The sequence below is a fragment of the Serratia sp. NGAS9 genome (genome assembly GCF_009905295.1).
GTDB lineage: Bacteria > Pseudomonadota > Gammaproteobacteria > Enterobacterales > Enterobacteriaceae > Serratia > Serratia bockelmannii.
In genome coordinates, this window is record NZ_CP047605.1 from 2,424,862 (window position 1) to 2,451,241 (window position 26,380).

General features: G+C 61.7%; 20 protein-coding genes. 6 read left to right on the plus strand and 14 right to left on the minus strand.

Annotated features, from left to right (window positions below; all coding sequences use genetic code 11):
• Window positions 1-10: 10 nt before the first annotated feature.
• From GUC32_RS11740 to GUC32_RS11750, 3 genes are all read right to left on the minus strand, one after another.
• Entirely contained in the window at window positions 11-1,348 is a 1,338-nt protein-coding gene (locus tag GUC32_RS11740; protein WP_369435745.1) for an LLM class flavin-dependent oxidoreductase, read from the minus strand.
• 19 nt (window positions 1,349-1,367) lie between these two features.
• Window positions 1,368-2,672, minus strand: coding sequence for an MmgE/PrpD family protein (locus GUC32_RS11745; RefSeq protein WP_325976261.1), 1,305 nt, complete (start codon window positions 2,670-2,672; stop codon window positions 1,368-1,370).
• A gap of 225 nt (window positions 2,673-2,897) precedes the next feature.
• Entirely contained in the window at window positions 2,898-3,785 is an 888-nt protein-coding gene (locus GUC32_RS11750) for a LysR family transcriptional regulator (RefSeq protein ID WP_060433031.1), read from the minus strand.
• 121 nt (window positions 3,786-3,906) lie between these two features.
• Here GUC32_RS11750 and GUC32_RS11755 point away from each other — a divergent pair, with 121 nt between their 5' ends.
• Together GUC32_RS11755 and GUC32_RS11760 are read left to right on the plus strand one after the other, a co-directional pair.
• Complete coding sequence (locus tag GUC32_RS11755) at window positions 3,907-5,064, plus strand: serine hydrolase domain-containing protein (protein WP_369435746.1); 1,158 nt, start codon at window positions 3,907-3,909, stop codon at window positions 5,062-5,064.
• Window positions 5,064-6,281, plus strand: coding sequence for an MFS transporter (locus GUC32_RS11760; protein ID WP_025302796.1), 1,218 nt, complete (start codon window positions 5,064-5,066; stop codon window positions 6,279-6,281). Before GUC32_RS11755 ends, GUC32_RS11760 begins: the two co-directional genes overlap by 1 nt.
• Here the strand turns inward: GUC32_RS11760 and GUC32_RS11765 are convergent.
• Window positions 6,208-7,083: an alpha/beta hydrolase gene (locus GUC32_RS11765; protein WP_369435747.1), complete on the minus strand. Its 876-nt coding sequence runs from the start codon at window positions 7,081-7,083 to the stop codon at window positions 6,208-6,210. The genes GUC32_RS11760 and GUC32_RS11765 overlap by 74 nt on opposite strands.
• A gap of 152 nt (window positions 7,084-7,235) precedes the next feature.
• Here GUC32_RS11765 and GUC32_RS11770 point away from each other — a divergent pair, with 152 nt between their 5' ends.
• The 3 genes from GUC32_RS11770 to GUC32_RS11780 all read left to right on the plus strand — a co-directional run bounded on the left by GUC32_RS11770 (window position 7,236) and on the right by GUC32_RS11780 (window position 10,576).
• Window positions 7,236-7,985, plus strand: a complete 750-nt coding sequence (locus GUC32_RS11770; protein WP_025302798.1) for a DeoR/GlpR family DNA-binding transcription regulator — start codon at window positions 7,236-7,238, stop codon at window positions 7,983-7,985.
• A gap of 12 nt (window positions 7,986-7,997) precedes the next feature.
• Entirely contained in the window at window positions 7,998-9,065 is a 1,068-nt protein-coding gene (locus GUC32_RS11775) for an oxidoreductase (RefSeq protein ID WP_369435748.1), read from the plus strand.
• A 113-nt stretch (window positions 9,066-9,178) separates the two neighbouring features.
• Window positions 9,179-10,576 carry an MFS transporter gene (locus tag GUC32_RS11780; RefSeq protein WP_049204010.1) on the plus strand — a complete coding sequence of 466 codons (1,398 nt, stop codon included), beginning with the start codon at window positions 9,179-9,181 and terminating at the stop codon, window positions 10,574-10,576.
• Here GUC32_RS11780 and GUC32_RS11785 read toward each other — a convergent pair.
• From GUC32_RS11785 to GUC32_RS11815, 7 genes are all read right to left on the minus strand, one after another.
• Window positions 10,561-11,100 carry a dihydrofolate reductase family protein gene (locus GUC32_RS11785; protein ID WP_188016062.1) on the minus strand — a complete coding sequence of 180 codons (540 nt, stop codon included), beginning with the start codon at window positions 11,098-11,100 and terminating at the stop codon, window positions 10,561-10,563. The two genes, GUC32_RS11780 and GUC32_RS11785, sit on opposite strands and share 16 nt — an antisense overlap.
• A complete protein-coding gene (locus GUC32_RS11790) occupies window positions 11,100-11,501 on the minus strand; it encodes a VOC family protein (RefSeq protein ID WP_025302802.1) in 402 nt (133 codons plus the stop codon). The genes GUC32_RS11785 and GUC32_RS11790 overlap by 1 nt, the downstream gene beginning before the upstream one ends.
• A gap of 141 nt (window positions 11,502-11,642) precedes the next feature.
• Window positions 11,643-11,837, minus strand: a complete 195-nt coding sequence (locus tag GUC32_RS11795) for a ribbon-helix-helix protein, CopG family (protein ID WP_004928567.1) — start codon at window positions 11,835-11,837, stop codon at window positions 11,643-11,645.
• An 80-nt stretch (window positions 11,838-11,917) separates the two neighbouring features.
• Window positions 11,918-12,706 carry a spermidine synthase gene (locus GUC32_RS11800; RefSeq protein WP_164063165.1) on the minus strand — a complete coding sequence of 263 codons (789 nt, stop codon included), beginning with the start codon at window positions 12,704-12,706 and terminating at the stop codon, window positions 11,918-11,920.
• A 30-nt stretch (window positions 12,707-12,736) separates the two neighbouring features.
• Entirely contained in the window at window positions 12,737-13,192 is a 456-nt protein-coding gene (gene fabZ / locus GUC32_RS11805; protein ID WP_025302804.1) for a 3-hydroxyacyl-ACP dehydratase FabZ, read from the minus strand.
• Window positions 13,193-13,381: 189 nt separating this feature from the next.
• The gene (locus tag GUC32_RS11810; protein WP_025302805.1) at window positions 13,382-13,876 is read right to left on the minus strand and encodes a TIGR00645 family protein; all 495 of its coding nucleotides are present in this window, start codon (window positions 13,874-13,876) and stop codon (window positions 13,382-13,384) included.
• 105 nt (window positions 13,877-13,981) lie between these two features.
• Window positions 13,982-15,181: an MFS transporter gene (locus tag GUC32_RS11815; RefSeq protein ID WP_089195874.1), complete on the minus strand. Its 1,200-nt coding sequence runs from the start codon at window positions 15,179-15,181 to the stop codon at window positions 13,982-13,984.
• A 97-nt stretch (window positions 15,182-15,278) separates the two neighbouring features.
• Here GUC32_RS11815 and GUC32_RS11820 point away from each other — a divergent pair, with 97 nt between their 5' ends.
• Entirely contained in the window at window positions 15,279-16,220 is a 942-nt protein-coding gene (locus GUC32_RS11820) for a LysR family transcriptional regulator (protein WP_025302807.1), read from the plus strand.
• 6 nt (window positions 16,221-16,226) lie between these two features.
• On the opposite strand, the gene GUC32_RS11825 is transcribed toward GUC32_RS11820, so the two are convergent.
• From GUC32_RS11825 to GUC32_RS11835, 3 genes are all read right to left on the minus strand, one after another.
• Window positions 16,227-16,520, minus strand: coding sequence for a SelT/SelW/SelH family protein (locus tag GUC32_RS11825; protein ID WP_004928553.1), 294 nt, complete (start codon window positions 16,518-16,520; stop codon window positions 16,227-16,229).
• Between the two features lie 66 nt (window positions 16,521-16,586).
• Window positions 16,587-18,071, minus strand: a complete 1,485-nt coding sequence (locus tag GUC32_RS11830) for a Ca2+-dependent phosphoinositide-specific phospholipase C (RefSeq protein ID WP_049207663.1) — start codon at window positions 18,069-18,071, stop codon at window positions 16,587-16,589.
• A 58-nt stretch (window positions 18,072-18,129) separates the two neighbouring features.
• Window positions 18,130-26,076: an RHS repeat domain-containing protein gene (locus GUC32_RS11835; RefSeq protein WP_369435749.1), complete on the minus strand. Its 7,947-nt coding sequence runs from the start codon at window positions 26,074-26,076 to the stop codon at window positions 18,130-18,132.
• Window positions 26,077-26,380: the final 304 nt, after the last annotated feature.

Below are 26,380 nucleotides of genomic sequence, written 5' to 3' on the forward strand. Positions count from 1 at the left end.
TCCCTGCGGATTAAGCCGATTTTACGTTAGCGAAGTTGATTGCCGGTTCCGGCAGGCCCAGGTTTTCACGCAGGGTTGCATGCTGATACTCTTCACGGAACAGGCCACGGCGGCGCAGCTCCGGGATCACCAGCTCGACGAACAGTTCCAGTTGGTTGGGCAACACCGCCGGCATGATGTTGAAGCCGTCTGCGCCTTGCTGTTCCAGCCACAGCTGGAAGTCGTCGGCGATCTCTGCGGCGGTGCCTACCACCACGCGGTGGCCACGCGAACCGGCCGCGACGGCCGCCAACTCGCGCAGCGTCAGGTTTTCCCGCGCGGCCAGATCGGTCAGCAGTTTCACGCGGCTTTGGCCGCCTTCGGTGGCGCCCACGTTCGGCACCGGGCCGTCCAGCGGGTAATCGCTCAAATCGAAGCCAAAGCGCGCCGACAGCTGCTCAATGCCGTTATCGATATCCACCAGTTGATTCAGCTGATACCAGGTTTCCTGCGCTTCTTCTTTGGTACGGCCGACAATCGGCATCACACCTAGCAGGATCAGCAGGTGGTCCGGGTTGCGGCCGGCGTCGGCCACGTATTTTTTCTGGCTGCGGTAGAAAGCCTGTCCTTCTTCCAGGCTGGCGGCGGCGGTGAACACCACTTCGGCGGTTTCCGCCGCCAACTGTTGGCCGGCCGGGGAAGAGCCGGCCTCAATGATCACTGGCCGCCCCTGCGGCGAGCGGGAAATATTCAGCGGGCCCTGCACCGAGAAATGCTTGCCCTTATGGTTGGCGGCGTGGATTTTCTCGTCGATGGCGTATACGCCATTTTGCTTATCGCGCACGATGGCGTCTTTTTCCCAGCCGTCCCACAGTTTGTAGCTGGCCTCGAGGAATTCCCGCGCCACTTCATAGCGTTCGGCGTGCGACGGCAGGTCTTCACGACTGAAATTGCGCGCCGCATCGCTGGAGAAAGAGGTCACCACGTTCCAGGCGGCGCGGCCGTGGCTGATATGGTCGATGGAGGCCATGGCGCGTGCCAGGTGGAAAGGTTGATCGAAAGTGGTGGAGGCGGTCGCCGCCAGCCCGATATGGCGGGTGTTAACCGCCAGCGCCGCCAGCAGCGTCAGCGGCTCCAGGCGTGACATCGTCGAGGGCAGGCGGTGCACGCTGGTTGCCAACGCGTCACCGACGAAGAACATATCGAAGGTGCCTTCTTCGGCTTTTTTTGCGATCCAGGTGAACCAGTCGATATCGGTCGGTGAACCGCTGGCGCCTTGTGCGCGCCATCCTCCGATGTGGTGTCCCAGCGCCTGAACGAACAGGCCGAGACGGAGTTTGCGCGATGGTGTTGAAGGTGAAGTACTCATAATTATTCCTGTTTTATTATTAATTTAACAATGCAATCAGTCGCGGCAGCGCGCCAGGGGACATGAGGGCGCAGTCGCGGATAACGCTTTCGCCTTCGAGGCCCGGAAGCAGCTGCAGAATGGCGTGCAGCTTGGCGTCGAGGTCTGTCGGCCGGGCGACGGTTTGCTTTCTTGTGACCATGTCACTTATTTGCCTTCCGTCCTGCAGCGTCAGGGTCAGGCGATGGAAGCGCATCTCCGGATCGAGCGCGTCCGGCGGGGCTGCGGGATCGACATGGCGCTCAACTTTTGCCGCCAGGGCGGCGATAGCCGCATCGACCGGCTGTTCGCCGTAATGCGTCAGCGGGATCTCGCCGTGGTATAGCGCATCGGCTATGACGTATTCGAGGCTAAAGCGCGCTTCCACACCGGTGGCCGGCTGGCGAATATAGGGTGCGGTATCTGCGCCGGGCGGAAAACTGACCTCAACCAGTGCGATCTCCGCAAGGGCGTCGCCTTGTTCCAGCAGCCGCGCGCGCAGGGCGAGCGCCGCCTCGGCCGCGCTGTGAGTGCCACCGCAGGTCGGGTACCGCTTGAACTCCAGCCCTGGTTGCAGGATGCGCCAGGGCGTGCCCCAGTCGGCGGTCAGGCATTCCGGTTTTTGCCGGCCGTCGCCGTGGGAAGTCAGCAGGCTGTCCAGCACGCCCTCCGGTTGGCCGATGAAACCGGCCTGAGCCAGCAGGGCGGCATTGACCGCGTTGCGTGCCGCCAGCCCTGCGTGCAGCGGTTTGGCCGCCGAACCGAACTGGCTGCGCAGGCCCGCCGCCTGGGTGGCCGCCAGGCCGAGAGCAATTTGCGTTTGCCGCTGGTCAAGCTGCAGATAACGCGCCACGGCGGCGCAGGCGGCGACCGCGCCCAGGGTGGCGGTGCTGTGAAAACCCAGCACGTAATGTTGCGTGCCAGCGGCCAATCCCAGCCGGCCAGCGGCCTCTACACCGATGACATAGGCGGTTAACAGCTCAGTGACATTGTCACTCTCACCGTTCAGCGCCAGCAGGGCGGAGAGCACTACGGTGCTAGGATGGCCACGCAGCGCAGGATGGTAATCATCGAAGTCCAACGAGTGGCTGACATAGCCATAGCGCAGTGCACGGTTCTCACTGCTGGTCGGCGGAAACGTCGTGCCGATCGCTGCCAGACCGGCATCGCTCAACGCCCCGCGGGCAATCGGCAATGCGCAGGCGAAGTAATCTTTCACGCCGCGGCGAGCGGCTGACAGGGCGGTTTGATCCGGCTGGCTGTTCAATATCAGATGAGCGAATTGGGCGGTTATCGATAATGACAAGGCGTTAACACCTGAATTTATAGATGGTTATGCACGAGTGCGGGGTAAAAGGTATTGTGTGGCGGTTTTCTTTGTCCCGAAAGAACGAACGGCGCTTCTATATCGCTGAATGGAATATCACGACGGCACTGCGCCGCCGTCAGGGCTGCTGGCAGGCGCGGCAGGCTGCGCTTTAGCTATTTTTGTGCAAAACAAAGCTGAATTTGTTCTAACACGGTAGAGGACTTAGGCTGAGAAAAGGCGAACGCTCATGATGTCGATAAATGCCCTGAGACGCGGTGTAAGATGTTTGCTTGAAGGCCAGAGGATTTTGAGACTGCCACTGTGTCGGCATTGGTCGCCAAGCACGGGTTGGAGCCGCTGCTGCTCCAGCGCCTCCCGCACCGCGAAATCGGGCAGGCAGGCGATGCCCAGGCCCTGTTCCGCCAGGTAAATCAGCGTATCGACGGTGTTGCATACCGTGCGCTTGCCCAGGCCTTCGTCGAGCAGTTTATCTCCGCCCGCCACCGGCCAGGTCTCGACTTTGCCGGTGGTGGGGAATCTGTATAACAGGCAGGCGTGATCGCGCAGTTCTGCCGGCTGGCGGGGTATTCCCGCCCGGCGCAGATAGTCCGGCGCCGCCACCAGCTGTAGGTGAAACGTGCCCAGTTGGCGGCTCATTAAGCGAGAGTCCTCGGTATCGCCCACGCGGATCACCGCATCGAACCCTTCTTCAATCACCGCGACTCGACGGTCGGAAAAATCGGTTTCCAGCTCAATCTCCGGGTAACGCCGAACAAATTCCGCCAGCACCGGATTCAGCAGGCCGCCCACCAGCGGCAAACTGACACGCAGCTTGCCGCGCGGCGCGCTGTGCGTATCGCTGATTTCCCGTTCCGCCGCCGCCAATTCCTCCAGAATGCGCTGGCAACGGTGCAGAAACAGCCGGCCTTCGGCGGTCAGGGTCATGCTGCGCGTGCTACGGTGAAACAGGCGCGTGCCCAGCCGGTTTTCCAGGCGGGCGATGCTTTTCCCCACCGCGGAAGCGGAAATGCCGAGCACGCGCCCGGCCTCAACGAAACTCAGCGTCTCCGCGGTCTGCACAAAGACGCTCACCCCAGACAGATTATCCATTGCTTGCCCCATTACGGACGTGAGTGTCCGCTATGAAAGGAAATCTAGCCTGTTTTTTCGTTAATCGCCACGCCCTATGCTCGGTGGCGACAGCATGGGCTGACTACCTGGGGTAATAAAGATGAATGAATACGGATCCACCGCCAACGCGATTGACGGCGCGATAGAGAAAGCCTTACGCGAAAAACGATTGGTTGGCGCGGTCGTTTTGGTGGCGCAGGGCGGTGAAATCGTTTATCGACGCGCGGCGGGCATGGCGGATCGCGAAGCCGGCCGGCCGATGGCGCTCAATACGCTGTTTCGTCTGGCCTCGGTGTCCAAACCGATCGTGTCCACGGCGGCGCTGGCGTTGATGGCGCAAGGCGCCGTGCGGTTAGACGATCCGATCACGCGTTGGCTACCGAATTTTTGTCCGCGACTGGCGGATGGCACCCAACCGTTGATGACGTTATGGCATTTGATGACCCACACCGCCGGATTAAGCTACCGATTTTTCCAGCCGGAAGGGGGATTCTACGCTCAGTCGGCGGTCTCCGACGGTATGGATGACGCGTCCGTCAGCCTGCAGGAAAACGTGCGGCGTATTGCCTGCGCCCCTTTGCTGGCTCCGCCCGGCGCGGCGTGGCGCTATTCTATCGCCACCGATGTGTTGGGCGCGGTTATTGAACAGGCGAGCGGCCTGCCGCTGGCGCAGGCAGTAAAAAAATGGGTGACCGGGCCGCTGGCGATGACGGATACCGACTTCCTGGCGGTGGACGCCGCGCGCCTGGCGGCCGCTTACGCCGACCATCCCGGTGGGCCACGCCGCCTGCGCCAACCGGATCGTTTACCGTTCATCGATGGCAGCGCCGGTTTTCTTCTGTCGCCGGCGCGAGCCTTGGATCCGCAGGCTTACGCTTCAGGCGGCGCCGGTATGGTCGGATCGGCCGAGGATTTCCTGCGCTTGCTGGAAGCGTTGCGCCAGGGAGGAAAGCCGGTACTGCCAACCGAGTGGGTGACGGCGCTGACCACCAACCAAATCGGCGATTTAACGATGCCGTTTTGGCCAGGGCGCGGGTTTGGCCTGGGCATCACCGTGCTGAAAGATCCCGTCGCCGCACAAACGCCGGAGTCCGTAGGCAGCTGGCGGATGGGGGGCACCTATGGCCACTCGTGGTTCGTCGATCCTGCCCGACAGCTCAGCGTGGTGGCGTTTACCAACACGGCGCTGGAGGGGATGTCCGGCGCCTTTGTCGGCGAGATTTGTCAGGCGGTTTATGCCGCGACGGGAGTGAGGTGATGGGTCTGATGCCACCGATTTTCTTCCTCGCGCTGGGGCTGTTCGGCGTTTACTGCATCGAGTTCGGCGTGGTGGGCATTTTGCCGCTGATCATTGCACGGTATGGCATCTCCACGGCGCAGGCAGGCTGGCTGGTCGGGATCTTCGCCCTGACCATTGCGCTGCTCGGGCCGCTGTTGGTGCTGTTGGCGTCGCAATTCAATCGCAAACGCATGTTGTTGATCGCGTTGACCGTGTTTGCGGCGGCCAGCGCGCTGTCCGCACAGGTGGACAGCTTCTCCATGCTCATGCTGCTGCGCATTGTGCCGGCGTTGTTTCATCCGATCTATTTTTCACTGGCCATGGTGGCGGCCGCGGCGCTTTATCCGCCGCATCAAGCTACCAAAGCAACCGCTTATGCGTTCATCGGCACCAGCATGGGCATGGTGCTGGGGATACCGCTGACGCAATGGATCGCCGGACAGTTCAGCTATGAAGCGTCGTTCAGGTTCTGTGCCTGGGTGAACCTTCTGGCGGCGCTGGGATTGCTGTGGCGTTTGCCTGATGCGGCCGTACAGCGCCTCAGCTATGGCAAACAGTTGGCGATACTGCGCAGCGGTACGCTGTGGCTGAATATCACTACCTGCGTGCTGATCTTTGCCGCCATGTTTGCCGTCTATGCTTACGCGGCCGAGTACCTCAGCCGCGAAATCGGTCTCAGCGGCGGCGTCATCGGCTTTCTTCTGGTGGCGTTCGGTGTGGGCGGTGTCGTGGGCAACCTGTTGGCCGGCAGATGGCTGAGCCGCCATCGTGCGGTGACGGTGCTGCTGCATCCGATAGCCTTGATTGCGGCTTATGCGCTGCTGTATCGCTATGGCAGCGTGAATATTGGCTCGATGACGGCGCTTTGCCTGTATTGGGGAGCGGCGCACACCAGCGGTTTGATTGTCACGCAGATTTGGCTGACCTCCGAAGCCCCGCAAGCGCCGGCGTTCGCCACCGGGCTGTATATCGCCTTTATCAATCTGGGCGTGGCGCTGGGCTCGCTGGCGGGCGGCGGGTTTATTACCGCGTGGGGGCTACAGGGCAGCCTGCTGTGCGGAGCCTTGTTCGCCGCGCTGGCGGTGATTACGATCGCCGCCAGGCTGCGGTTGCAGCGGCAGGCTACCGTTGCGTTGCGTCGATCATCGCCATCACCTGCCGGAACATCGCGCTTTCCGCATCCGCCAGCTCGTTGACCAGCGTAAAGTGATTGCAGTGACGGTCGGCTAGCAGCTGGACGTCGAGGCCATGCGCCCGGCAAGCGTCATAATAGGCCTGCGTCTGGTTTTTGAAACCTTGCGTTTCCCGCTGGCCGACGTCGAGCAGGATCTGCGGCGCATGGTCTTTCGCTGGCAGTAAAAACAGCGGGCTGAGGGTTTGCGCCTGCTTGGGCGTCAGGTGCAACCAGTCGTTGATGTAGATATCGCACAGCGGGCGCAGATCGTAGAGGCCGCTCAGCGCCAGCGCGCCTTTGATCGCGTCGGGCGGCAGGCGATAGCGTTGCTGCCAACCGTCGGCGATCAGCATGCCGCACAGGTGACCGCCGGCCGAACTGCCGCTGACGAAAATGCGCGCCGGATCGATGCCGAAGGGTGCCCCGTGATGATAGAGCCAGGCGACGGCGCTGCGCACCTCATGTACGATCTCCGCGAGCGTCGCTTCCGGCGCCAGCGTGTATTCCAGCGTGGCGACCGCCACGCCGCGGCGAGCAAACGCGGCGGCCATCGAACAGGCTTCCTCTTTGCGCTGTGAATGCCAATAGCCGCCATGAATAAAGATCAGCAGCGGGGCGGGTTGTGCGCTGGCCGGGAACAGGTCGAGGCGCTCGGCGGCGCTCATGCCGTAGCGCAGATCGTAAATGCCCGGCGTCTGGGCCTTGGCGCGCTGGGCCAGCGCGGCGTATTCCGCCATGCAGGCGTCAAAATCCTCCACCGAAGCGCGGGCATTGTATTGCACGGCGCGTGCGTTCAGGTGTTCAAACGTCAGATCGATGTTCATGCGTTTCTCCGGATTGTTATGCGTTATGTCTTCATCATCATCGTCCCACAGGCGAAAAGATGTTTGATCGCCGGTGCGCACAATTGCGGCTTCTCCATTGCTGTTATCTGCTGTATATTGCTGTTTTATGCTTTTTACGGCGGAATAAGCCCATGCACAAAGCGGCACGACAGCGCCATTTACTGGATTTGCTCAGCGAACGCGGGCAGGCGGCGGTGGCGGAATTGGCCGGCGCCATCGGCGTTTCGGTCGATACCGTGCGCCGCGATCTGGCCGATCTCGAGCGGCAAGGGTTGGCGCAGAAAAATCACGGCGGGGCGATCGCGCTCGAACCGTCCGGCATGCCACGTCAGGCGCGCGCGGCGCTGTTGCCGCAGATCAAGCAGCGGCTCGGCCGCGCGGTGGCTGCGCAGATCCCGCCCGGCAGCACCCTGATGCTGGATGCGGGCAGTACGCTGTTGGCGGTGGCGCAGGCGTTGCGCGGCCCGGCGACGGTGATCACCGCTTCGCTGGATATCGCGCAGTGCCTGAGCGACAGGCCGGAGATCAACCTGATCCTGCTTGGCGGTCAGTGGGATGTGCGTCAGCGGCTATTCGCCGGCAGCGCCACGCTGGCGTTGCTGGCGCGCTACCGCGCGGACATCGCCTTACTGGGCGCCTGTGCGGTGCATCCCCAGCTGGGACTGAGCGCCGGCGAAGAGGCCGATGCAGAGGTCAAACGCGCCATGTTGGCCAACAGCGGCGAGCGCTGGCTGGTGGCCGACCATATGAAACTGGACCGCTGCGAGCCGCATCACGTTGCGGATCTGGCGCAGATCCAACGTCTGTTTACCGATCGCCCGTGGGACAACCTGGACGAACAATCATTGATTGAACTTTGTGTCGTCGCCGACGACCGCTAGAGGAGAACACTGATGAACGATACTGCTCGACCGTTGCAGGTGGCGCTGATTGGCTACGGCTTTGTCGGCAAGGCGTTTCACGCGCCGCTGATTAACGCGGTGCCGGGGCTGGAACTGAGCGTGGTGGCTTCGCGCGATGCCGCCAAGGTGCATGCCGATCTGCCGTACGTGCAGGTGATCGCCGATCCGCTGGAGGCCATCCGCCGGCCGGAGGTGGATTTGGTGGTGATCGCATCGCCGAACGACACCCATGCGCCGCTGGCGCTGGCCGCACTGGAGGCGGGCAAGCACGTGGTGGTGGATAAGCCGTTTACGCTGGATTTGGCGCAGGCGCGTACGCTGATTGCGGCGGCGGAAAAACACGATCGCCTGCTGTCGGTATTCCAGAACCGCCGCTGGGACAGCGATTTCCTGGGCGTGAAGCAGGTGATCGAACAGGGGCTGATCGGAAAGGTGACGCACTTTGAGTCGCACATCGATCGTTACCGCCCAGAAGTGCGGGTGCGCTGGCGCGAGCAGAACCTGCCGGGCAGCGGGCTGTGGTTTGATCTGGGGCCACACATGGTCGATCAGGCGCTGCAGCTGTTCGGTTTACCGCACAGCGTGCAGGCCAACATCGCTACGCTGCGCCCCAACGCGCAGATTAACGACTGGGCCCACGTGGTGCTCAACTACCCGACGCACCACGTGATCCTGCACGGCAGCATGCTGGTGGCGGGCGGCGTCTCACGCTTTACCGTGCACGGCGAGAAAGGCAGCGTGGTCAAAGCGCGCGCCGACGGGCAGGAGAGCCAACTGCTGGCTGGCGTGACGCCGGGCTCGGCGGAGTGGGGCAAAGACGACGATGCGATGAGCCTGTTTATCGGCACGGAGCCGGTGCGTACGCTGCCGACGCCGGATGGCGACCAGCGTCAATATTACGTCCAGGTGCGCGACGCGCTGCGCGGCGCCGGCAGCAATCCGGTTACCGCACCGCAGGCGCTGGCGGTAATGGCGGTGCTGGAGGCGGCCACCCTGGCGGCGGAAACCGGTGTGACTCAGCCGTTGCCGCTCACCGAGGCGGAAATCGCCGCCTGGTAACGGCTCGCATCAGATAAGGCGTCAGGCGCATGGATACAGTGCACGCCGTGCGTCTTCCGCCATCCTACCCCCTGACATAGGCTAATCCTCAGTCTATGTCAGGAGTGTTTATCATGTTATCCCATCCTTCGCCGCAGGGCGTCCGCGGCATACTGGCCGCACTGTCTTTGAGCATGCTGCTGTCATCGCTCGGCATCAGCATCGCCAATGTCGGGCTGCCGGCGCTCGCCACCGCGTTCCATGCCTCGTTCCAAGCGGTGCAGTGGGTATTGCTCTGTTATTTGCTGGCCGTCACCACCTGCATCATCGGCATCGGCCGCTTGGGCGACAGCCTCAATCGCCGCCGCCTGCTGCTGGCGGGCATCGCGCTGTTTACCGCCGCTTCGTTGGCTTGTGCGTTGGCTCCGCAGCTTTGGCTGCTGCTGGCGGCGCGCCTGGCGCAGGGGCTGGGGGGCGCAGTCATGATGTCAATCGCCATGGCGCTGGCGGGCGAGGCGCTGGGCACGGAAAAAATCGGCCGCGCGATGGGGCTGCTCGGCACTATGTCGGCCGTGGGCACCGCGCTGGGGCCGTCGTTGGGCGGCGCGCTGATCGTCGGTTTCGGCTGGCGGGCGATGTTCCTGATCAACCTGCCGCTGGGGCTGCTGGCGCTGTGGCTCGCCTGGCGATACTTGCCGAATGGGCCGCGCGCGGCAGCGCCCCCGGAACCGTTCGATCGCGCCGGTACGCTGCTGCTGGGCGGCGCATTGCTCTGCTATTCACTGGCGATGACCCTTGGGCGCGGCAATTTTGGCGCGCTCAACCTGGCGTTGATGCTGGGGGCGCTGTTGGCGGGGGCGCTGTTCATCGGTGTGGAACGCCGCGCCGTATCGCCGCTGTTGGCGCCGACGCTGTTCCGCCATCCGGCCCTGACGGCGGGGCTGGCGGCCAGCGCGCTGGTGATGACGGTGATGACCGCCACGCTGGTGGTCGGGCCGTTCTATCTGTCACGCGCGCTGGGGTTAAGCGCTGCGCAGGTCGGGCTGGTGATGTCGGCGGGGCCGGCGGTGGCGATCCTGACCGGCATACCGGCCGGTTATCTGGTGGATCGTTTTGGCTCGCAGCGCATCGCCCAGTTTGGGCTGGCGGCGGTGGCCGCCGGGGCGGCATTGCTGTCGTTGCTTAACCGCTGGGGCGTGCTCGGCTATATCGCCCCCATCGCGCTGCTGACCGCCGGCTATGCGCTGTTTCAGGTGGCCAACAACACCATGCTGATGAAGGATCTGTTTCCTGAACGGCGCGGGCTGATCGCCGGCATGGTGAACCTGGCGCGCAATCTCGGGGCGATCACCGGCGCTTCGGCGATGGGGGCGCTGTTTTATCTGGCTTCGCAGCAGGTGGCGGGTACTGCGGCGGCGGCCGCGGTTGACGGCATGCGGGTGACTTACGGCGTGGCGGCGCTGTTGGCGCTGGCTGCGTTGCTCATCGCCTTCGGCGGCCGCCGACGGATGCTGCGTTACGATGCGCGCTGAACCGCGTAGCGTTCTTGCACGAAACCATTGTCCGACTGGGTGACGGCGAGCAGGCGAAGGCGTTGCTCCGGGCCATCGGCGCCGAACAAGGGAATGCCGCCACCCAGCAGCAGCGGCACGCGGGTCATCGTCAGTTCGTCGATCAATCCGGCCTGCAAGAAACGCTGTACGGTCTGGCCGCCGTCGATATACAGGTGACCGCAGCCTTGCTCGGCCAACTGTGCCACGATGGCCGCCGGTTCGCCATTCATCCAGCGAACGTGGCCTGTCTCGTGCGGCGAGGGCGGCTGCGTCGACAGCACCACCACCGGCAGGTCACCATAGGGCCATTCGGGAAAGGCGCGGACTTTTTCATAGGTATGGCGCCCCATTACCAGTGCGTCGATGTCGGCGATAAATGCCTCATAACTCAGGCCGTTTAGCAACGAAACCGCGTACTCGGGGCGCAGCAGCCAGTCGATGTCGCCGTCCGCGCCGGCGATGAATCCGTCTACGCTGGTGGCGATATAAACCGAACATTTCATCAGGCGAGATCTCCCCGGTACACCACATGGACCTTGTTGCCGTCGGGGTCGCGCAGGTAAGCGCCGTAATAGCCCTTGCCGTAATGCGCGCGTTCGCCGGGCTCGCCTTCACTGCTGCCGCCCGCCAGCAGACCAGCAGCGTAGGCGCGTTTAACCTCCAGCTCATCGGCGGCGAGAAAGGCCAGCATGCTGCCGTTGCCAGCGCTGGCTGGCTGCCTGTCGAAGGGTTGGTAAGCATAGAAACGCGGCAGCGTTTGGCCCGGCTTCACCCAGCAGCGGGCAGCGGGACCGCCGTCCGGCGTCACTTCCCGCCGCTGTAATCCCAGCGGCAACAGAATGGCGTCGTAGAAGGCGGCGGCGGCGTCCAGATCGCTGACGCCGACGGTAATATGGCTGAACATGGCGCTTCCTTTCCGAAGAGAGAGTATGAACGCAAACAGTAGCAGCGATATTGCAGAATGGACAGACCGTAACGGAGGATTCGGATTAGGGACGCGCGCAGGAGCAACGCGCGCTTCACAGTAGGCGGAACAGGCAGCCGCTCAATTGCTTTCGACGCGTGGATTGGCGTGAGTCGGCTGGCTGGGATAGTCAACCTGATGCTTGTGCAGATAATCGCGGATCAGCTGGCGTACCACCTGGGAAGGGGTGACGTCCTGCTGTAGGCACAGTTCTTCCAGAGCTTTCTTCTTGTCCGGGTCAATCAGCACCGTTAGCCGCGCCGTTTTCTTTTCCATCAGGATCCTCCAGAGAATGATAACTGAATGATAATACCACGTGGGCGAAGCGGCCAGCCAGACCGCGTCGCCGCTCGTCTTTAGCGGAAATGCAGCCGCTCTATTTTGCGTGACAGGTAGCCGAGTTCGCAGTTGAACAGCTCGCCGCTGCCGGCGGCCAGGTTGCGCAGCGCGCTCAGCGGCAACGTCACCTGGGCCGGCGTGGCGTAAATGATCACGTTGCCGCTGGGGGCGACGCAAAACAATACGGTGCCGAATATCCGGTGCAGGCTGTGGTACAGCAGGCTGTTTTCGTCGGGCAGATCGTGGTAATTCAGCACCAGCCAGCCCCCGTCGTTCAGCCGCGCGGCGCAGTTTTCCAGGAATGTCTGGGTGCCTTGCTGCGGATCCATGGCGAACGCCGAATAGAGATCGGAGAAGATCAGATCGTAACGCGTCTCGGCGGGCGGGCGCACAAAGTCTATGGCGTCGGCGGTGCGCAGGCTGATGGTGTCGGTGGCCGGCAGCGTAAAATAGCGGCGTGCGACGGCGATCACCGCAGCGCGCAGCTCGACGACGTCGAGGCGCATCGCCGGATCGAGCGCGTGCAGCGCACGCAGCAAGCTGCCGCCGCCCAACCCCAAAATCAACGCCGAGGCCGGCGGCTGCCAGGCCACCGCCATCAGCATCGCTTTGATGTAGTTGTGGATCGGCTGCACGGGGTTGCTGAGGCTCATCTTGCTCTGTTCGCAGATGCCGTCAAACCGCAGCGTGCGGTAGTCCTTGTGGTCGGAAACGATGATTTCGCCCCAGGCGTCGGTTTCGCGAGCGATCACCTGGCCGCGCGGAGAGAAATCAAGGGTTTTGAGTAAGCTGTCAACCAGAGACATGGTATTCGCAGGGCTCCTTCGGCAAGCGGCCTATTTACGGGCGCACATGAAATCGGCGGTGCAAATGCGCTGGCCATCGATGCTGGCGCGGCCGGTAAAGCGGGCGATCGCCCCGCGGCGGCGCACAAAGGCCACCTCCATCAGCACCTGATCGCCGGGGCGGGCGGCGCGATAAAACCGCGCACGCTGAATGGCCGCAAAATAGTAATGCTCCCCCTCGTTTAGCGCCCCGAGATAGTAATGCGCCAGCAGACCGGTGCTTTGCGCCAGCGCTTCCACCAACAGCACGCCGGGAAAACCGGCGAAGTGTGCGTGGCCGTTCCAGAACGTCGGCTCATTGGCGGTGATGTTCTTGATGGCGCTCAGCCTCCCTTCGGCAATGCAGGTGCCGGCGGGCAGCACGCGATCGACCAACAGGCAGGGATAACGATGAGGCAAAATCGCCTGAATATCGTTGAATTGCAGGGGGTGACCAGTCAATGGCATGAGAGAGCGTGATCCTGTCTGCGGCGAAACCGGTGCAAGGGCCGGCGTTCAGTCCATGATGAGTGTAATAACATTATAATAAAATTATCATCAGATGTGCCAGATGAAAAAAACGACGGCGGGGAAACAGGCGAAGAAGGGCGCGTGAGGGAGGCACCCGATCATGACGACCGGGTGTGGCAGTACGTTTTAGTGCTTGGAGCGGGTCACTTTATCCAGGTAGCCCATCACGAAGGCGGACAGCACAAAGGTAAGGTGGATGATCACATACCACATCAGCTTGTTGTCCGGCACGTTCTTGGCGTCCATAAACACCCGCAGCAGGTGAATGGAGGAAATGGCGACGATAGACGCGGCGACTTTGTTTTTCAGCGAGGTGGCGTCCATTTTGCCCAGCCAGCTCAGTTTTTCTTTCCCTTCGGTGATATCCAGCTGCGAGACGAAGTTTTCATACCCGGAGAACATCACCATCACCAACAACCCGCCCACCAGCGCCATATCGACCAGCGACAGCAGGGTCAGGATCAGATCGGCTTCCGCGACAGAAAAAATGTTGGGCAGGACGTGCAGGATCTCCTGAAAAAATTTGATCGACAGGGCGACCAGGGCCAGTGAAAGGCCGAAATAAACCGGTGCGAGCAACCAGCGGGAGGCGTACATCGCGTTTTCTAGCAAGCGTTCCATCATAAAATTGTTTTAAATGCGTGGCAAAAAGGGCGCTCAGTATAGCGCAGGTGGCCCGGGCGAAATCAACCGGTTGCGTTATCCGAGCGCCTATCACGGCGCGGATCAGGCTGTTGCACGCAAAGAGTGGCGCGTCATGCGGATCAGCAAAGCAACACCCGCCGCGGCCGTCGTCAGCGCCACTACGCCCGGCCATCCCAGGTGTTCCAGTACGCGGCTGCCCAGTGCGGCGCCGGTGGCCATGCCGATGAATACCAGCGTGAACAGAATGGCGTTAAGGCGGCTGCGGGCAGCCGGATCGAGGCCGTAAATAATGGTCTGGTGCGCGATCAGCGTGGCCTGAATGCCGAGATCAAACCCGATGGCGCTCAGCGCGATCAGCCCCCATTGCGCCGATTGCGGTAGTAACGGCAGTAAAAACATCAGGGCGAAAGAAACCGTTACCAGCGCAGCGCCGATTTTAGTGACGCCGTCTGGGCCGTATCGGTCAGCCAGACTGCCCGCCAACGGTGCCGCCAGTGCACCCGCTGCGCCGGCCAGGCCGAACGCGCCGGCGACTGCGCTGCCCAGCTGATAGCGATCGGCCAGCATCACCGCGAGCGTGGACCAGAAGGCGCTGAAGGCGACGGACAAAAAGGCCTGAGACAACGCCGCGCGCCGCAATTCAGGGTAGGTGGCCCAAAGCCGGCTCATCGAACGCAGCAAGGCGGGATAACTCAGCGTGCTGTGAGGCTGAAAGCGCGGCAAAGCTCGCCCTATCACCAGCGTGATCGGTAAAACGGCCAGCGCGGCTAACGCATAAACACTGCGCCAGCCGAAATAATCGGCGACCAGCCCGCTGAACACGCGCGACAGCAAAATACCGGCCAGCAACCCGGTCATCACGGTGCCGACGATTTTACCGCGTCGGGCATCAGGAGCCAGAGCCGCGGCGGCGGGGATGATGTCCTGCGCGACGGTGGCGGCCAGGCCGAGCGTCAGGCTGCTGAGCAACAGCAGCGAAAAAGAGGAAACCAGGCTGCACAACAGCAGCATCATGGCCAGCAGCACGCCCTTCACCAGAATGATCCCGCGGCGATCGTGGCGATCGCCCAGCGGCGCCAGTAACAGAATACCCAAGGCATACCCCAATTGGGTCAGGGTCGGTACGAATCCGGTATCGCCAACGCCGACATGGAAGTCGGCACCCATGACGCTCAACATCGGCTGACTGTAGTAAATAGAGGCGACGCTAAGGCCGGCGCCGGTGGCCAACAGGAAAACGGTTTTGGCGGAAAGCGCACCGCCGGTGGGTGAGAGGCTCATTCGATAATTCCTGACAAGGTGGATGTGCGGCTATTTTTGTCGTGAATGTTATCGGCGGGTAGACCCGATATGGGTAGAACTGTTATACGTAACACGTATGAATAAAATTAATTTACCCAACGGCGACCGTATAATCCTGCTGCAAACCCTGGTGCGTATTGTCGAGAGCGGGAGCCTGTCGGCGGCGGCGCAGCAGCTGGGCACCTCGCAGCCGACCATCAGCCGACGTCTGCGGGCGTTGGAACAGCTGTTGGGCACCAGGTTGATCCAACGGACGACGCATGCGCTCCATCTTACCGATGACGGCGAACGCTGCTATCAGCAAGCGCGCGGCTTGCTCGCGCAATGGCAAAGCCTGGAAGATGCGCTGCGCGGCGCGCGCGACGAACCGGTTGGCGCACTGCGCGTGCGCGCTCCGCACGCCTTTGGGCAGGATCAGCTGATCGGGCCGCTCGGGGAGTATTTGCGGCGCTATCCCCAAACCAGCGTGGAGTGGACGCTGAACGACCACTCTCCCGATTTCATTTCCGAAGGCGTAGACTGCGCCATTCACGTTGGCGCGGTGACCGATCCTTCGGTGGTGGCGGTGCTGTTGGCGGAAGTGCCGCGCAGCACGGTGGCGTCACCCGCACTGTTGACTGAACGACCGGCGATCGTCGATCTCGACGATTTGGCATCATTGCCGTGGCTGGCGGTAAACAGTTTTTATCGCAATGAGGTCGTCCTGACCCACGCGACCAGCGGCGAGCAGCGGCGTTTCGGCATCGCACCCAGGTTGAGCACCGACAGCCTTTATGCGGCGCGTAAAGCGGCGCTGGAAGGGCTGGGCGTAGCGATCGTGTCGTCTTGGGTGGTGAAAGAAGAGTTGGCGCAAGGATCTCTGCAGACGCTGTTGCCCCTGTGGCGAGCCGAGCCACTGCCTATCTACCTGCTGTATCCTTACGCCAGCTATTATCCCGCGCGTTTACGCAAATTCATGGAAATGATGAAAGAAACGATGCCGCGCATTATCGGCGCGCAGCCGCCGACGGGGCGCTGACGGCCTTCAGTGCCTGGCTTTTTTACCGTCGCTGTGGCCGAGAGAGCGATCGGGGAAGCTGTGATCGCGCAGCCGCTGCTTTAACTGCGCCGCATCGGGGAAGCCGCCGTCAATCTTGCGATCCCAAATCATCACGCCATCGACGCTGATTTGGTAGACCCCGCCGGTGCCCGGCATCAGGGTGACGGAGGCGAGATCGTCACCAAAGGTGTTTAGCAGCTCTTGCGCCATCCAGCCGGCGCGCAGCAGCCAGTTGCATTGCGAACAGTAGTGGATCGTCACTGCGGGGGCATTTTTCATCGTTGGCGGATCGAGTAGGAAGCGGTGCTTGCATCATCAGCTGCCGCACCGCCGTTGTCAATTTTCCTAACGGTAGGGGCCGAGGCTCGCGGCAGGGGCGCTGTCGGCGATGAATTCGCCGGTGGCCGAGTTGCCGAAGACGGTGCTCTCTGTCGGCGTCTTTGCGCCGCCGAACAGCCATTTTACGGAGCCGGCGCCGTGTGAAGAGGCCGCCCAGCCTTGCAGCGGCAGCGTTTGGCTGACGCCGATCTCCCCTACGGCGTGCCAGATCAGGCCGTCGATTGAATAACTGCCTTGTGCCTGGTGGCCATCGGCCCGAACCGTCAGCTTCAGCCATATCGGCGTATTGCTGCTGACGACGGGCTTGCCGTTGACGCCATTTGGCAGACGGGCATCGATTTTTTCCGTACCGGCGCCGTTATCCCGCCGGTACTGCATGCGGATTTCGTGAGCAGCGGTTTGAAATATTGCGATATAGGCGGCGTCATCGGCGGTCGTGGCCCGCGCCATCACTCCGCCTTTGATAAAGCCGTCGGTATGTGACTGCGGGTTGGCGACGAAGGCGCTGAGCGTGCGTTCGGCACCGATAGTGGCACGATCGAAACGAAAATAGCCGCTGTCGCGTTTATTCCAGATATCGCCGGAGTCGACCTTGATGGCGCAGAGTGCACCGGATTCGGTCAGATCCGGCGGTAGCGTGACGTCGATGCCGGTAAACGGATAGCCGGTCATCGGCAGATCGGTGCGCGCCCACCCGTCCCAATCGGCGTTAACCTTGTTGGTGGCCAGATGGTGCGCGCGACTGTTCCAGCCGGTAGCCCAACTGTTTGCGTCGTTCAGGCCGTAGGCGCGGCCGACAAAGCCGGCGGTAAACACCGCGTTCGCCAGGGCGGTGTGGGCGGCCGAGAGGTTGAACATCACGGCGCAGGCGTGTTGGTCGATTTGTTGCGCCTGGGTGATTTCCGGCGTGACGAACGCCAGCCGTTGATTGGCGGTGGCGCCGTTTTGCACATACTGATTGAGCACCGAATTCGGCGAGGCGAGATCGCCGGTGGTGCAGCCAACAATGAACTTGCCGCGCAGGGTGTCGAGCGACGGCCACCCATAGGCGGCGATCGCTGCTTGCAGATCGGTGCAGTCGCCGATCAGATCGGGTGGTCCCCAAATGTGTTCGCGCCCCAGGCGCTCGGCCAACAAACGATCGAGCGATTCGGGTGTTTGATCTCGGGCGGCGTTGAAGTCGTCTTTCAAATCCAGCCACAGGGTGACGACTTCGTGCTGCGGCACCGCGCGATGAAACGCCAACAACGCATCCAGTGCATCCGCCAAGGTGTTGACTGAGCTGACCTGATCGATGACCGCCAGATGATAAACGTACCAGTTGCCGTTTAACTGCGGCCAACCGGCGGCGTTATTACTGTTGTGGATATCGATCTCAAGGGAACGGATGCGCCAGTACAGCGCCTGAGCCGGGTAGCTTTCCGTGCGTTGATACGAGTTGTGGGTGCTCTTTTGCCGCACCTGATGGTAGCGAATCGTTGCATCATTCATGACGTTGCCTCTCATCAAGACGCAGGGACGGGACGCGCAGTCCCGCACCCTGCGTGGGTTATGCTTTGCCGTTGCTCCAGCCGGCGGGATCCAATACCAGCGCCGTTTGCAGCCCGATGCTGCCGGTCATCGCCGGGCTGTAGGCCTGTTGTCCATAGAAGGCCGTCGGCGGGGTTCCTGTCGCCGTGCCACCGCCGCTCGGCAGCAGCGGCGAGACGGCCTGCTTGGCCACCGCACCGCCGAGGCTGCTGAAAGTTGGCAGGCTGAATTTCCCCAGGACGAAACTTTGCATTCCCCCGACCAGTGGCAGGTTGTAGTTGGGGATGCGGCTGACGAAGGCTGGCAACGGCACGATGCCCAGGCTACCGAAAGCGTTGTAGGCGTTGCTGACCTGGGTGAGCGAGGTCGGGCTGAAGGCCCAGCCGTTGCCGCCGGTCAGCTCAGCGAAACGCGCAGCCTGCTGGAAGGCGGCCGCACCGCCAACCCCTGCGGCGCCGCCACTGATCGCGCCGCCGACGGCACCGGTAACGGCGCCTTTCAGCAGCGACTGTTGCCAACTGCCGCTGTTGGCGACGCCAAAGGCGTCGTTGATGAAGAATTGGCTCACTCCCTGCGCCGCACCTACTGCCGCGCCTACGGTGGCTCCGACCCCTGCGCCGGCCGCCAGGCCCGCCGCAATGCCGCCGGCGGTGGTGGAAGCTGCCGCCGCCGCTGCCGACCCTGCGGCAAAGGCGCCGACTCCGCCGGCGGCGGACAGAGCCCCGGCGAGGGCTCCTATCCCTGCGCCGGCGAATACATAACCGGCTAGCGCGCCGCCGCGCAATCCGGACTGATAGCCGCTGTACAGGGCGACCCCGCCGCCCAGCACGGCGCCGACGGCGGCCCCGATCAGCAAGATGATAATGATTGGGGCGATCTCACCGGAAGGGTCGGTCTGATTAACCGGGTTGTTGCCGCAGTAGACGTAAGGGCCGCCATACTGGAATCTAGGATCGCAGGAGTAAAAGCGCCCCAATTGCGGATCGTAGAAGCGCGCCCGATAGTTATAGAGTCCCAAATCTTCGTCCAACTCCTGGCCGGTGTAGCGATAGCGCAGTAACGAGGACGTGCCGACGCCAGTCGGCAACGATTGGCCGAAGGGCATGTAGTCGAGCAATGCGTTGACCTGACCGTTTTCCGCCACTACGGCACGGATCGAACCTTGCTGATCCTTCAGCACGTACTGGGCCTCACCACCGTCGATGAGCAGCAGCAATCCGCCGACGCCATAGAGATATTGCGTCGTACGAGCGCCGAACTCCATCAGCGGCGCGTCGCTCAGGCCGTGTACGTAAGCGAGTTTGCTGCCGTCGGCGAACCGCTTTTGCACCCGCTGATTGATGCCGTTGTAGCACAGCGCAAGCTGGCGGCCGTCATCCAGTGCGATCGTTAACGGAAGATTATTCAGTGGGTTGTAATCGATACGCTGAATACCGCGACTGGCGGAGAGCGTGACGTTACCGACGACGTCATACTCGTAACGCTGCGCGACCGCGTCATTGGCGAGCACGGCGGCGACTTTGCCGCTGTTCGGCTGATACTCGTAGCTGAAGAGGGTGTCTCCCTGTTGCAGCCGGAGGATGTTGCCGCCGGCGTCGAAGGTCAGCGGCGCGCCGACGCCGAGGCTGTAGGCGGAATTGACGCTGTGCTCGGCGACCGTCAATTGGCCGCGCGGATCGTAGCGATAGCGATAAGCGAAGCTGTTTTCGGGCCTGACCGCATTGTCGTGCACTACGCCGGCGATATTGCCGTTGAAGTAACCGGCGCCCTCGTAGCCGCCGTCGGTGTAGCTGAAGCGATGTTTCAACAGCGGTGCGCCGTCGGCATAGTGGTTGTTGATTTCATTCAACCAGCCGGGAGAGTTATAACTCATGGTGCGTCGCAGCGCCCGCCCCCCCTGTGAATTCAACTGCTCTTCAGCCAGGCTGCCGTCGGCATGGTAACGGTAGCGAACGAACTTCTCCGGATCGTCCGGCGTGCCGATGGCGGCGGTTTGTCCCATGTCGTTATAGCGATAGGCCACGCTGGCGAGCGGCGCGCCGGCGGGATAATCGATGCGGATGACGTTGCCGAGGTTGTCGTAGGCATAGCCCGTGATGTAATCGCCAGCGTCCGGCAGACGCAGTTGCGACAGGGTCGCATTGCCTCCCGTATCGTAGCCATAGCAGTTTTCGACGCAGAGTCCGTCAGCGGCGCGACGGTACATTTTCCACAGGCGGCCGCGCAGAGTCGGCTCGTCGCCTTCGCCGTCATAGACGTTTTGCGTTTGCCAGTCATCATGGTGCGGGTAGTGCGGATCGTTATCGGCGATCGCCTGCAGCGCCGAACCGTCACCCCAGGCTTGCGCCACTTCGCCATCCTCGCTCAGGCGCCCCAGAACGTCATATTTTTTATACAACACGCGGTCTTTCGCGCGGCTCAGCGGCGTTGAGCTGAAACGCAGACGTCCGGCAGGATCGTAGATATACGTCGTTTCTCCGGCATCCGGCGTGACGCGTGCAGCGAGCTGACACAGGAAGTTGTAGCGATTGTGGCTGATGAAGGCGTCATCCGCCGGGGAAGACGACGGGTGGCGAACCTGCACGATATTGCCCGCCGCGTCGAAGATCTGTTGGACAGCGTCGCGAACAACGCCGCCGGCCTCGGTCTGCTTGCTCAGCGTCTGGCCACGGCGATCGTTGAGTGACAGCACGCCGGTGCCATCGGCATCGTACAGGGCGCTCACCCGCAATTCTCCAGGGCGACAGGCGATACCTGCCACCTGCGTGTGATCGGTGACGGCGTAAATGAACCGTGTAATATGCGGGTTGTCGCCGGTAATGGCGAAGATTTTGCCTGGCATGCCTTTGGCCACCGGGCGTTTCAGCGAGGAAGCCTCATAACGGGTGCCGCTATAGGGGTAACCTTCGTCCTGCGGGTAATAATCACTCACTTCACCGGTCATCACGCCGTTTGCGGCGTCCAGTGTGCGGACAAAGGCCGCCCGGTAGCCGAACAACGTGCGTTCAAAGGCGGCGATCTTGGTTTCGGCAACCGTATTGCCCAGCGCGTCGTACAGCGTTTCACGCACCAGGCATCGTCCTTCGTTCAGCACCTGATGCTGCGTTTCCTGCCGGTTGGCGTTTTTATACGTGATGGCCAGCTGTGGCGAGCGGAAGGTAACCGCATTGGCAAAATAGATTTCCCCCTGTGCCTGCAGGCTGAATTCACCGTCGATCCTCGCATCGGTCTGAAGGGCGAAAACCTGACGACCGTCGGCATATAACAGAACGGCATCGTCGCCCGGTACCAGCAGCACCGAGGTGGGCAGGCAGCCGTTGGTCGCGTCGTCAGTGTAGGTGTTGCCCGCCAGCGTCAGCCGCCATCCCGCGATGGCGTCCCACTGGGCGCTCAGACTGTCGCCGATCGTCAGGCCGAAGGCGAGGTTCTGCGTCGCCGGCGACGAAAGGGTGAAGCCCACCGCGTAGCGGCCGGCGGTGGCCAACCAACGCAGGCGGTTGAACGTCGTACCGCAATGCAGTAGCCGGCCCTGGCTGAGACGCCAGGCGCTGTCGTCGTCGCGCCGCCAGCGCGTCCAGGTTTGTTCGCCCTGCGTGAAGGTTTCGTATTGCCCACCGTCGGCGGCCAGAATTTCGCAGCTGCTGGCGGGATCGTGCTGCGGGTAGCTGAATGGCAGCGTATCGTGCCAACTGCGTGGCGCATAGTTCACCACGCCTTTCTTGCTTTCGCCTTGTGGCCCGGTCTCAACGAACTTTTGCCGCAGCGGATCGTAGCCGCAGCGCTGGACATCGGCGTTGTTACCCATAACGGCGATCTCATCCAGATACAGCGGATCGTAGCAGCGGGCCTCCATCTTGCTGGCCAACGGCGTGACGCTGACGGTGTTGAACAGCACATAGCCGACCGATTTTTGGTTGTCGAAGGCGAGCGCGAGCGGACGCTCCGGATCGCCGCTATAGGGGATGACGCTTTGCCAGTAAACCCAAGCGCCTTCTGCCGTGGGGACGATCGGCGTGGTGTGCGGCGCGGCGTTGCCACTACGGCTGATCAAGTTTGCTGCACCGGGCGCCGCGTTGAAACCGGGCGAGGTTTTGATCCAGGCGGAGACAACGACCGGCTGCGTTTGCCGCAGCGGCGCCGTTCGGGTCAGGGTCGCACCGACGCCGAGTTTGAGGCTGCGGCTGCCGACATAGGCGTCGTCGTCGACGATCGCCGTATCGCCGTCGAGCCGCCAGGGATCGGTGCTGTGTTGATAGGGTTCGAAACCGATGAAATCGCACTCATCCGCCGCGCCGCTGACGAACGCCGCCACCGGCAGGATCTGGTTGTTGTCCCACAGCGTGCTTTCGACCTGGCTTTCGCTGTTTTTCTGGGAGAGGATCGCACCATAGAATGTTCTGGCCAGTATTGTGCCTACCGGCAACCACGCGTCACCCGGATCGCTTGCCAGCGCCGGCGGGCTGGGGGGCTGGGCGCCAATCGCGGCTTGCAGCACATAGGCTTGCGTGGCGGCCCACACTGTCGGCGCAGCTTCATCGGCAAGCGGCTGTTGCCGTTGCAGAGCGCCGTAGCGTTGCAGACTGCCGGCGTAGATTGGCAGCGCCTCTCCCAGCGCCGCGCTCCCCGCTGCGTCGAATTGGCTGAAGGGCGCGTCGATCGCATTTTTCAGTAAGAACCAGGGATAGGCTTCGAACGCATAGCCGTAGAGTTTGGCAACGCCCTGCGTTTCTCCGGTGGCGGTCACATTGTCAAAGCGCTCGCGGATCAATTTGCCGAAGCGTGAGTCATAGCGATAATCGGTACGTATCGCCAGGCCATCATTAAGGCTGTTGTCGGCGATGCAGCGCGTATAACCGCCGAACAGCGGTCGCTCGACGCCGTCGATCGCTACGGAGGTGAAGGCCATCAGGTTTTTTTGTTCGTGAACCAACAGATTGCCGTCGGCGTCAAACACCTTTTGCTCGATTAATTGGCCGTCCAACAGCCCGGATGACGCTTGATCTGCAGCGCGAACTCGCTGGCCGACCTGCGGATCCTGGCGCGTCAGGCCATTGAAGTAATAGTTCTCGCGATAGCCGAAGCGCGGCGCGGACATGCTCTCGCTGCCGGGATAGCTGGCACTCTTGTAGTACTTGAAGACCGCGCCGGTAGGGTCGCAGGTCGCTGTCGCAATGTCGAACACGTAGCAGGTGGTGCTGACGGCGTAGCCGTCATCGATGCTGACCGTGTCGACGCAGTAATCCACCAGTGCGCCTTGCAGCGTGTTGTCGAGGTAGCGATTCAGCGTCAGGCTTTCCGCATTATCGAAGTCTTTGTTCAGCGGTAGATAGGTAACGAACGCGGACAGGCCGGCGGGATATTGGCCGTTGATATTGGGTTTGACCATGCCGGAGACGCCAATCTGCGTGAAATAACGTTGCGTGAGCGTGTCATCGCCGGCGAAGGCCTGATTGCGGAAGGTTTTCACGGTGGTGTTTTTGGCTGCCGTGCCGTCCAGGTTCAGATAAGAGATAAAGCGCGGTCCCTGATTGATCATGGTGGTGCTGTCTATCGCGTAGGGCACTTCGGCATATCCGGCTGCCGCGTCCAACCAATTGCACCAGGAACCGCGGTGATAGACGCGGTTGCCCATGGTGGCGATATCCGCGCCTGCCGTCGGGAAGTAGTGTCTTTTTCTTTCCGACGTCGGATCGTCACGGGTATAGAGATCGCGCGCCGCATCGTTCCAGGCGGTGATTTGCCGGTTGGGATCGTAGGCTACCATGCGCGCCTGAGCCGCGAATTCGCGGTTGCTCACGGCGATTGCGTAATCGGCGCCGTAGGCGAACCAGTTGATGTCCTGATCGCTGCAGGTACTGCGTAACAGCAGGCTGTCGTTACGCAGCCAGTCTGCGCCGTTATAGCGCAGCAGATAGGGGCCGGACGCAATCATGGCGTTGTTGACGAATTTTGCCAGGAACGGAATGGTGAGGGTTTGCGACGGCGCGCTTTTCGGCAGGCGGCAGGGAAAGTCAGTGCTGGTCATGGCGCCGAATGCCGCGTCCCATCCGATGACCTTGACGGTGTAATCAACGCTGAGCGAAACCTCCTGCGTGATGTAGGTCAGCGCGATAAACGAGGCGCCGGCGGCAAAACCGAAACGGGTGGCCGACGCATCGCCGCCGAGGGTGAACACCAGCGGGAGTGAGGCGCCGTTTCGCCATTGTTCTTGGCTATCCTGATAATAAAGCGCCAGCCGATTACGGTGTTCGCCGCCGGTGAGGGGGGCATAATCCAGGACGGCGTAATAGCCGTTGGCCGCCGCGATGTAGGGGCGGGCGGTGGCGTTGAGATCGCCAGACCTATCGGCGATCGCCCACCGTTTGGTGAAGTTATCCCAGGTGTAGCGCAGCAGCGTCCGTTGATCCTTGTCGCAGACCACAAAAAAGTTGTCGCCGGCGGCCAGCTGCAGTTGGGTGGTGTTGGCGGCGATTGGCGCGCTGTCGAACCACTCGCCCCATTTGCGGTTATCCTTGTGATAGACATGCGCATAGGATTTGCCGCTCTGCGGGGTGGCATAGGTCAGGCAGGCGAAATCACCGGCAGTGACGACGTTGACACTGTTGATGTCGAAAGCGGCCTTGATCGTTTGCTGCTCGGGAGCCCAGCATTGCCAGCGCCCAAGCCAGGTGTAAAACGTGACGTGGATTTGGTCGCTCGACTCGTTAAGCCACAGGCAGACCGCGTAATCGCCGCCGAACCATACGCGCGGTTTGGCGCTGCGCGGCCAGGGACTGACGATCTGCCGCTGGCGATCGCACAGCGGCAGCGTTTGTTGCTTATACCGGTAGGCGATTTTCGCACCGTCCGGCGTGACGGCGCCACTGAGCGCGCCGGCATTGACCGTACCCGCCGGCCAGTAGCTGAACTGCATCTGCGGCAGCGCACAATTTTCCGCATAGCGCCGCTGGACGCCGGTGAGCGTGCGTTTGACGGTATCACCGTAAAGCGGATCGCTTTGCGGGTAACCGCTGAAATTACTCTGCGTGTCGTAGCTCAGCTGCACCGCATAGAGCAATGTGCCCTGCGAGTTTTTGACGACGATGTTGTCCAGATAGCGCGTTTCGTAGCGATCCTGATAGGCTGAAGCGGCGTTGCCGGGGGCCTTGCTGTAGGGGGTATCCCAATGCGGAGACAGGTATTCCCGTGGGCCTGCGGGCGACTGCGTGTCGTACCGCTTCTCCTGATAGCCAAAATCGACGGTGCGATCGAACATGTCGGTGATGCGCGTCAGGTAGCAGGCTTTGGTAAAACTTAAGCCTCGTTCGCCAACCGGCTGTTCAACGGCCTCGTAACGGAAGGCGATCCGATCGCCCCACAGGCTTTCCACCTGCGCCAGATTCCAGATTGCCGCAAAGCGAGCCTGCAAGGCATCGCCCTGGGGCGAGTGGGTCAAAGCGGATTGTCCCGACCAGTTGCCCCAGCGCACTTTCCATTGAATGCTCTGATCATCCTGCGCGTTGCCGCCGTAGAAGTAGCTGACCCCGTTGTCCTTGACCAGCTCCCAGCGTTCGAACTGCGGATAATACAGGACCTTGCTGAAATCATAGTGGAAGCACTCAAACGCTTCACCGCCGGAGAAGACGGCGAGTTCGGCGTCCTGGCGCAGCACGTTGAAGGTGCGCTGATAGACTGGGTCGATAATTTCCCATTGTCGATCGTCGAACCGCGTGACGACCTGAGCATGGCAACCCAACTGCAGGCCGGCGGCGATGAAAGCGGATTGGATTTCGGTGTCCACTTTGCCGCTATTGAGCGCGGTGGTGGCGGCGATTGGTAATTTCGCTCTCAGCCAATCGTTGGGCGCGCGAATTAATTCTGATGAGGCGTTGTTGGTATAAATTCGATAAAGGTTGTCACCGGGTGTTGCATTATCCCGGTGATCGACTTCAATGCGTTCGAAAGGCAATTGCCAGCCTAATCCCATAATTCCGGTTGGTGCGCTAACATTTGATTGATAAATTTCATTTTTGATGTTGCTGCCATAAAATGCAGTGACTTTGACGTCGAGTTGATTCCTTCCGGTTAACGCAACCAAATCAAGCGATAAATTCACATCGCCGCGAAACAGATTGACGCTGTCTTCGAATATGTTTTTTTCATTGCTTTCGAATTGGCTTGGCCGTACTGGCGGGATCTGACCGTTGGTTTTGTCACTCATTTTTAAATACCCTCATCGATAAAGCGCAGGGAAACAAAATGGCTTTCAATCGCCAGGGGCGATTGAAAGC

Coding starts and splice junctions, on each gene's coding strand:
- GUC32_RS11740 (WP_369435745.1), bottom strand. CDS start 1,348: ATGAGTACTTCACCTTCAACACCATCGCGCAAACTCCGTCTCGGCCTG.
- GUC32_RS11835 (WP_369435749.1), bottom strand. CDS start 26,076: ATGGGATTAGGCTGGCAATTGCCTTTCGAACGCATTGAAGTCGATCAC.
- GUC32_RS11825 (WP_004928553.1), bottom strand. CDS start 16,520: ATGAAAAATGCCCCCGCAGTGACGATCCACTACTGTTCGCAATGCAAC.
- GUC32_RS11755 (WP_369435746.1), top strand. CDS start 3,907: ATGAATGAATACGGATCCACCGCCAACGCGATTGACGGCGCGATAGAG.
- GUC32_RS11795 (WP_004928567.1), bottom strand. CDS start 11,837: ATGGAAAAGAAAACGGCGCGGCTAACGGTGCTGATTGACCCGGACAAG.
- GUC32_RS11790 (WP_025302802.1), bottom strand. CDS start 11,501: ATGTTCAGCCATATTACCGTCGGCGTCAGCGATCTGGACGCCGCCGCC.
- fabZ (WP_025302804.1), bottom strand. CDS start 13,192: ATGCCATTGACTGGTCACCCCCTGCAATTCAACGATATTCAGGCGATT.
- GUC32_RS11800 (WP_164063165.1), bottom strand. CDS start 12,706: ATGTCTCTGGTTGACAGCTTACTCAAAACCCTTGATTTCTCTCCGCGC.
- GUC32_RS11785 (WP_188016062.1), bottom strand. CDS start 11,100: ATGAAATGTTCGGTTTATATCGCCACCAGCGTAGACGGATTCATCGCC.
- GUC32_RS11810 (WP_025302805.1), bottom strand. CDS start 13,876: ATGGAACGCTTGCTAGAAAACGCGATGTACGCCTCCCGCTGGTTGCTC.
- GUC32_RS11820 (WP_025302807.1), top strand. CDS start 15,279: ATGAATAAAATTAATTTACCCAACGGCGACCGTATAATCCTGCTGCAA.
- GUC32_RS11815 (WP_089195874.1), bottom strand. CDS start 15,181: ATGAGCCTCTCACCCACCGGCGGTGCGCTTTCCGCCAAAACCGTTTTC.
- GUC32_RS11770 (WP_025302798.1), top strand. CDS start 7,236: ATGCACAAAGCGGCACGACAGCGCCATTTACTGGATTTGCTCAGCGAA.
- GUC32_RS11765 (WP_369435747.1), bottom strand. CDS start 7,083: ATGAACATCGATCTGACGTTTGAACACCTGAACGCACGCGCCGTGCAA.
- GUC32_RS11760 (WP_025302796.1), top strand. CDS start 5,064: ATGGGTCTGATGCCACCGATTTTCTTCCTCGCGCTGGGGCTGTTCGGC.
- GUC32_RS11830 (WP_049207663.1), bottom strand. CDS start 18,071: ATGAATGATGCAACGATTCGCTACCATCAGGTGCGGCAAAAGAGCACC.
- GUC32_RS11750 (WP_060433031.1), bottom strand. CDS start 3,785: ATGGATAATCTGTCTGGGGTGAGCGTCTTTGTGCAGACCGCGGAGACG.
- GUC32_RS11775 (WP_369435748.1), top strand. CDS start 7,998: ATGAACGATACTGCTCGACCGTTGCAGGTGGCGCTGATTGGCTACGGC.
- GUC32_RS11780 (WP_049204010.1), top strand. CDS start 9,179: ATGTTATCCCATCCTTCGCCGCAGGGCGTCCGCGGCATACTGGCCGCA.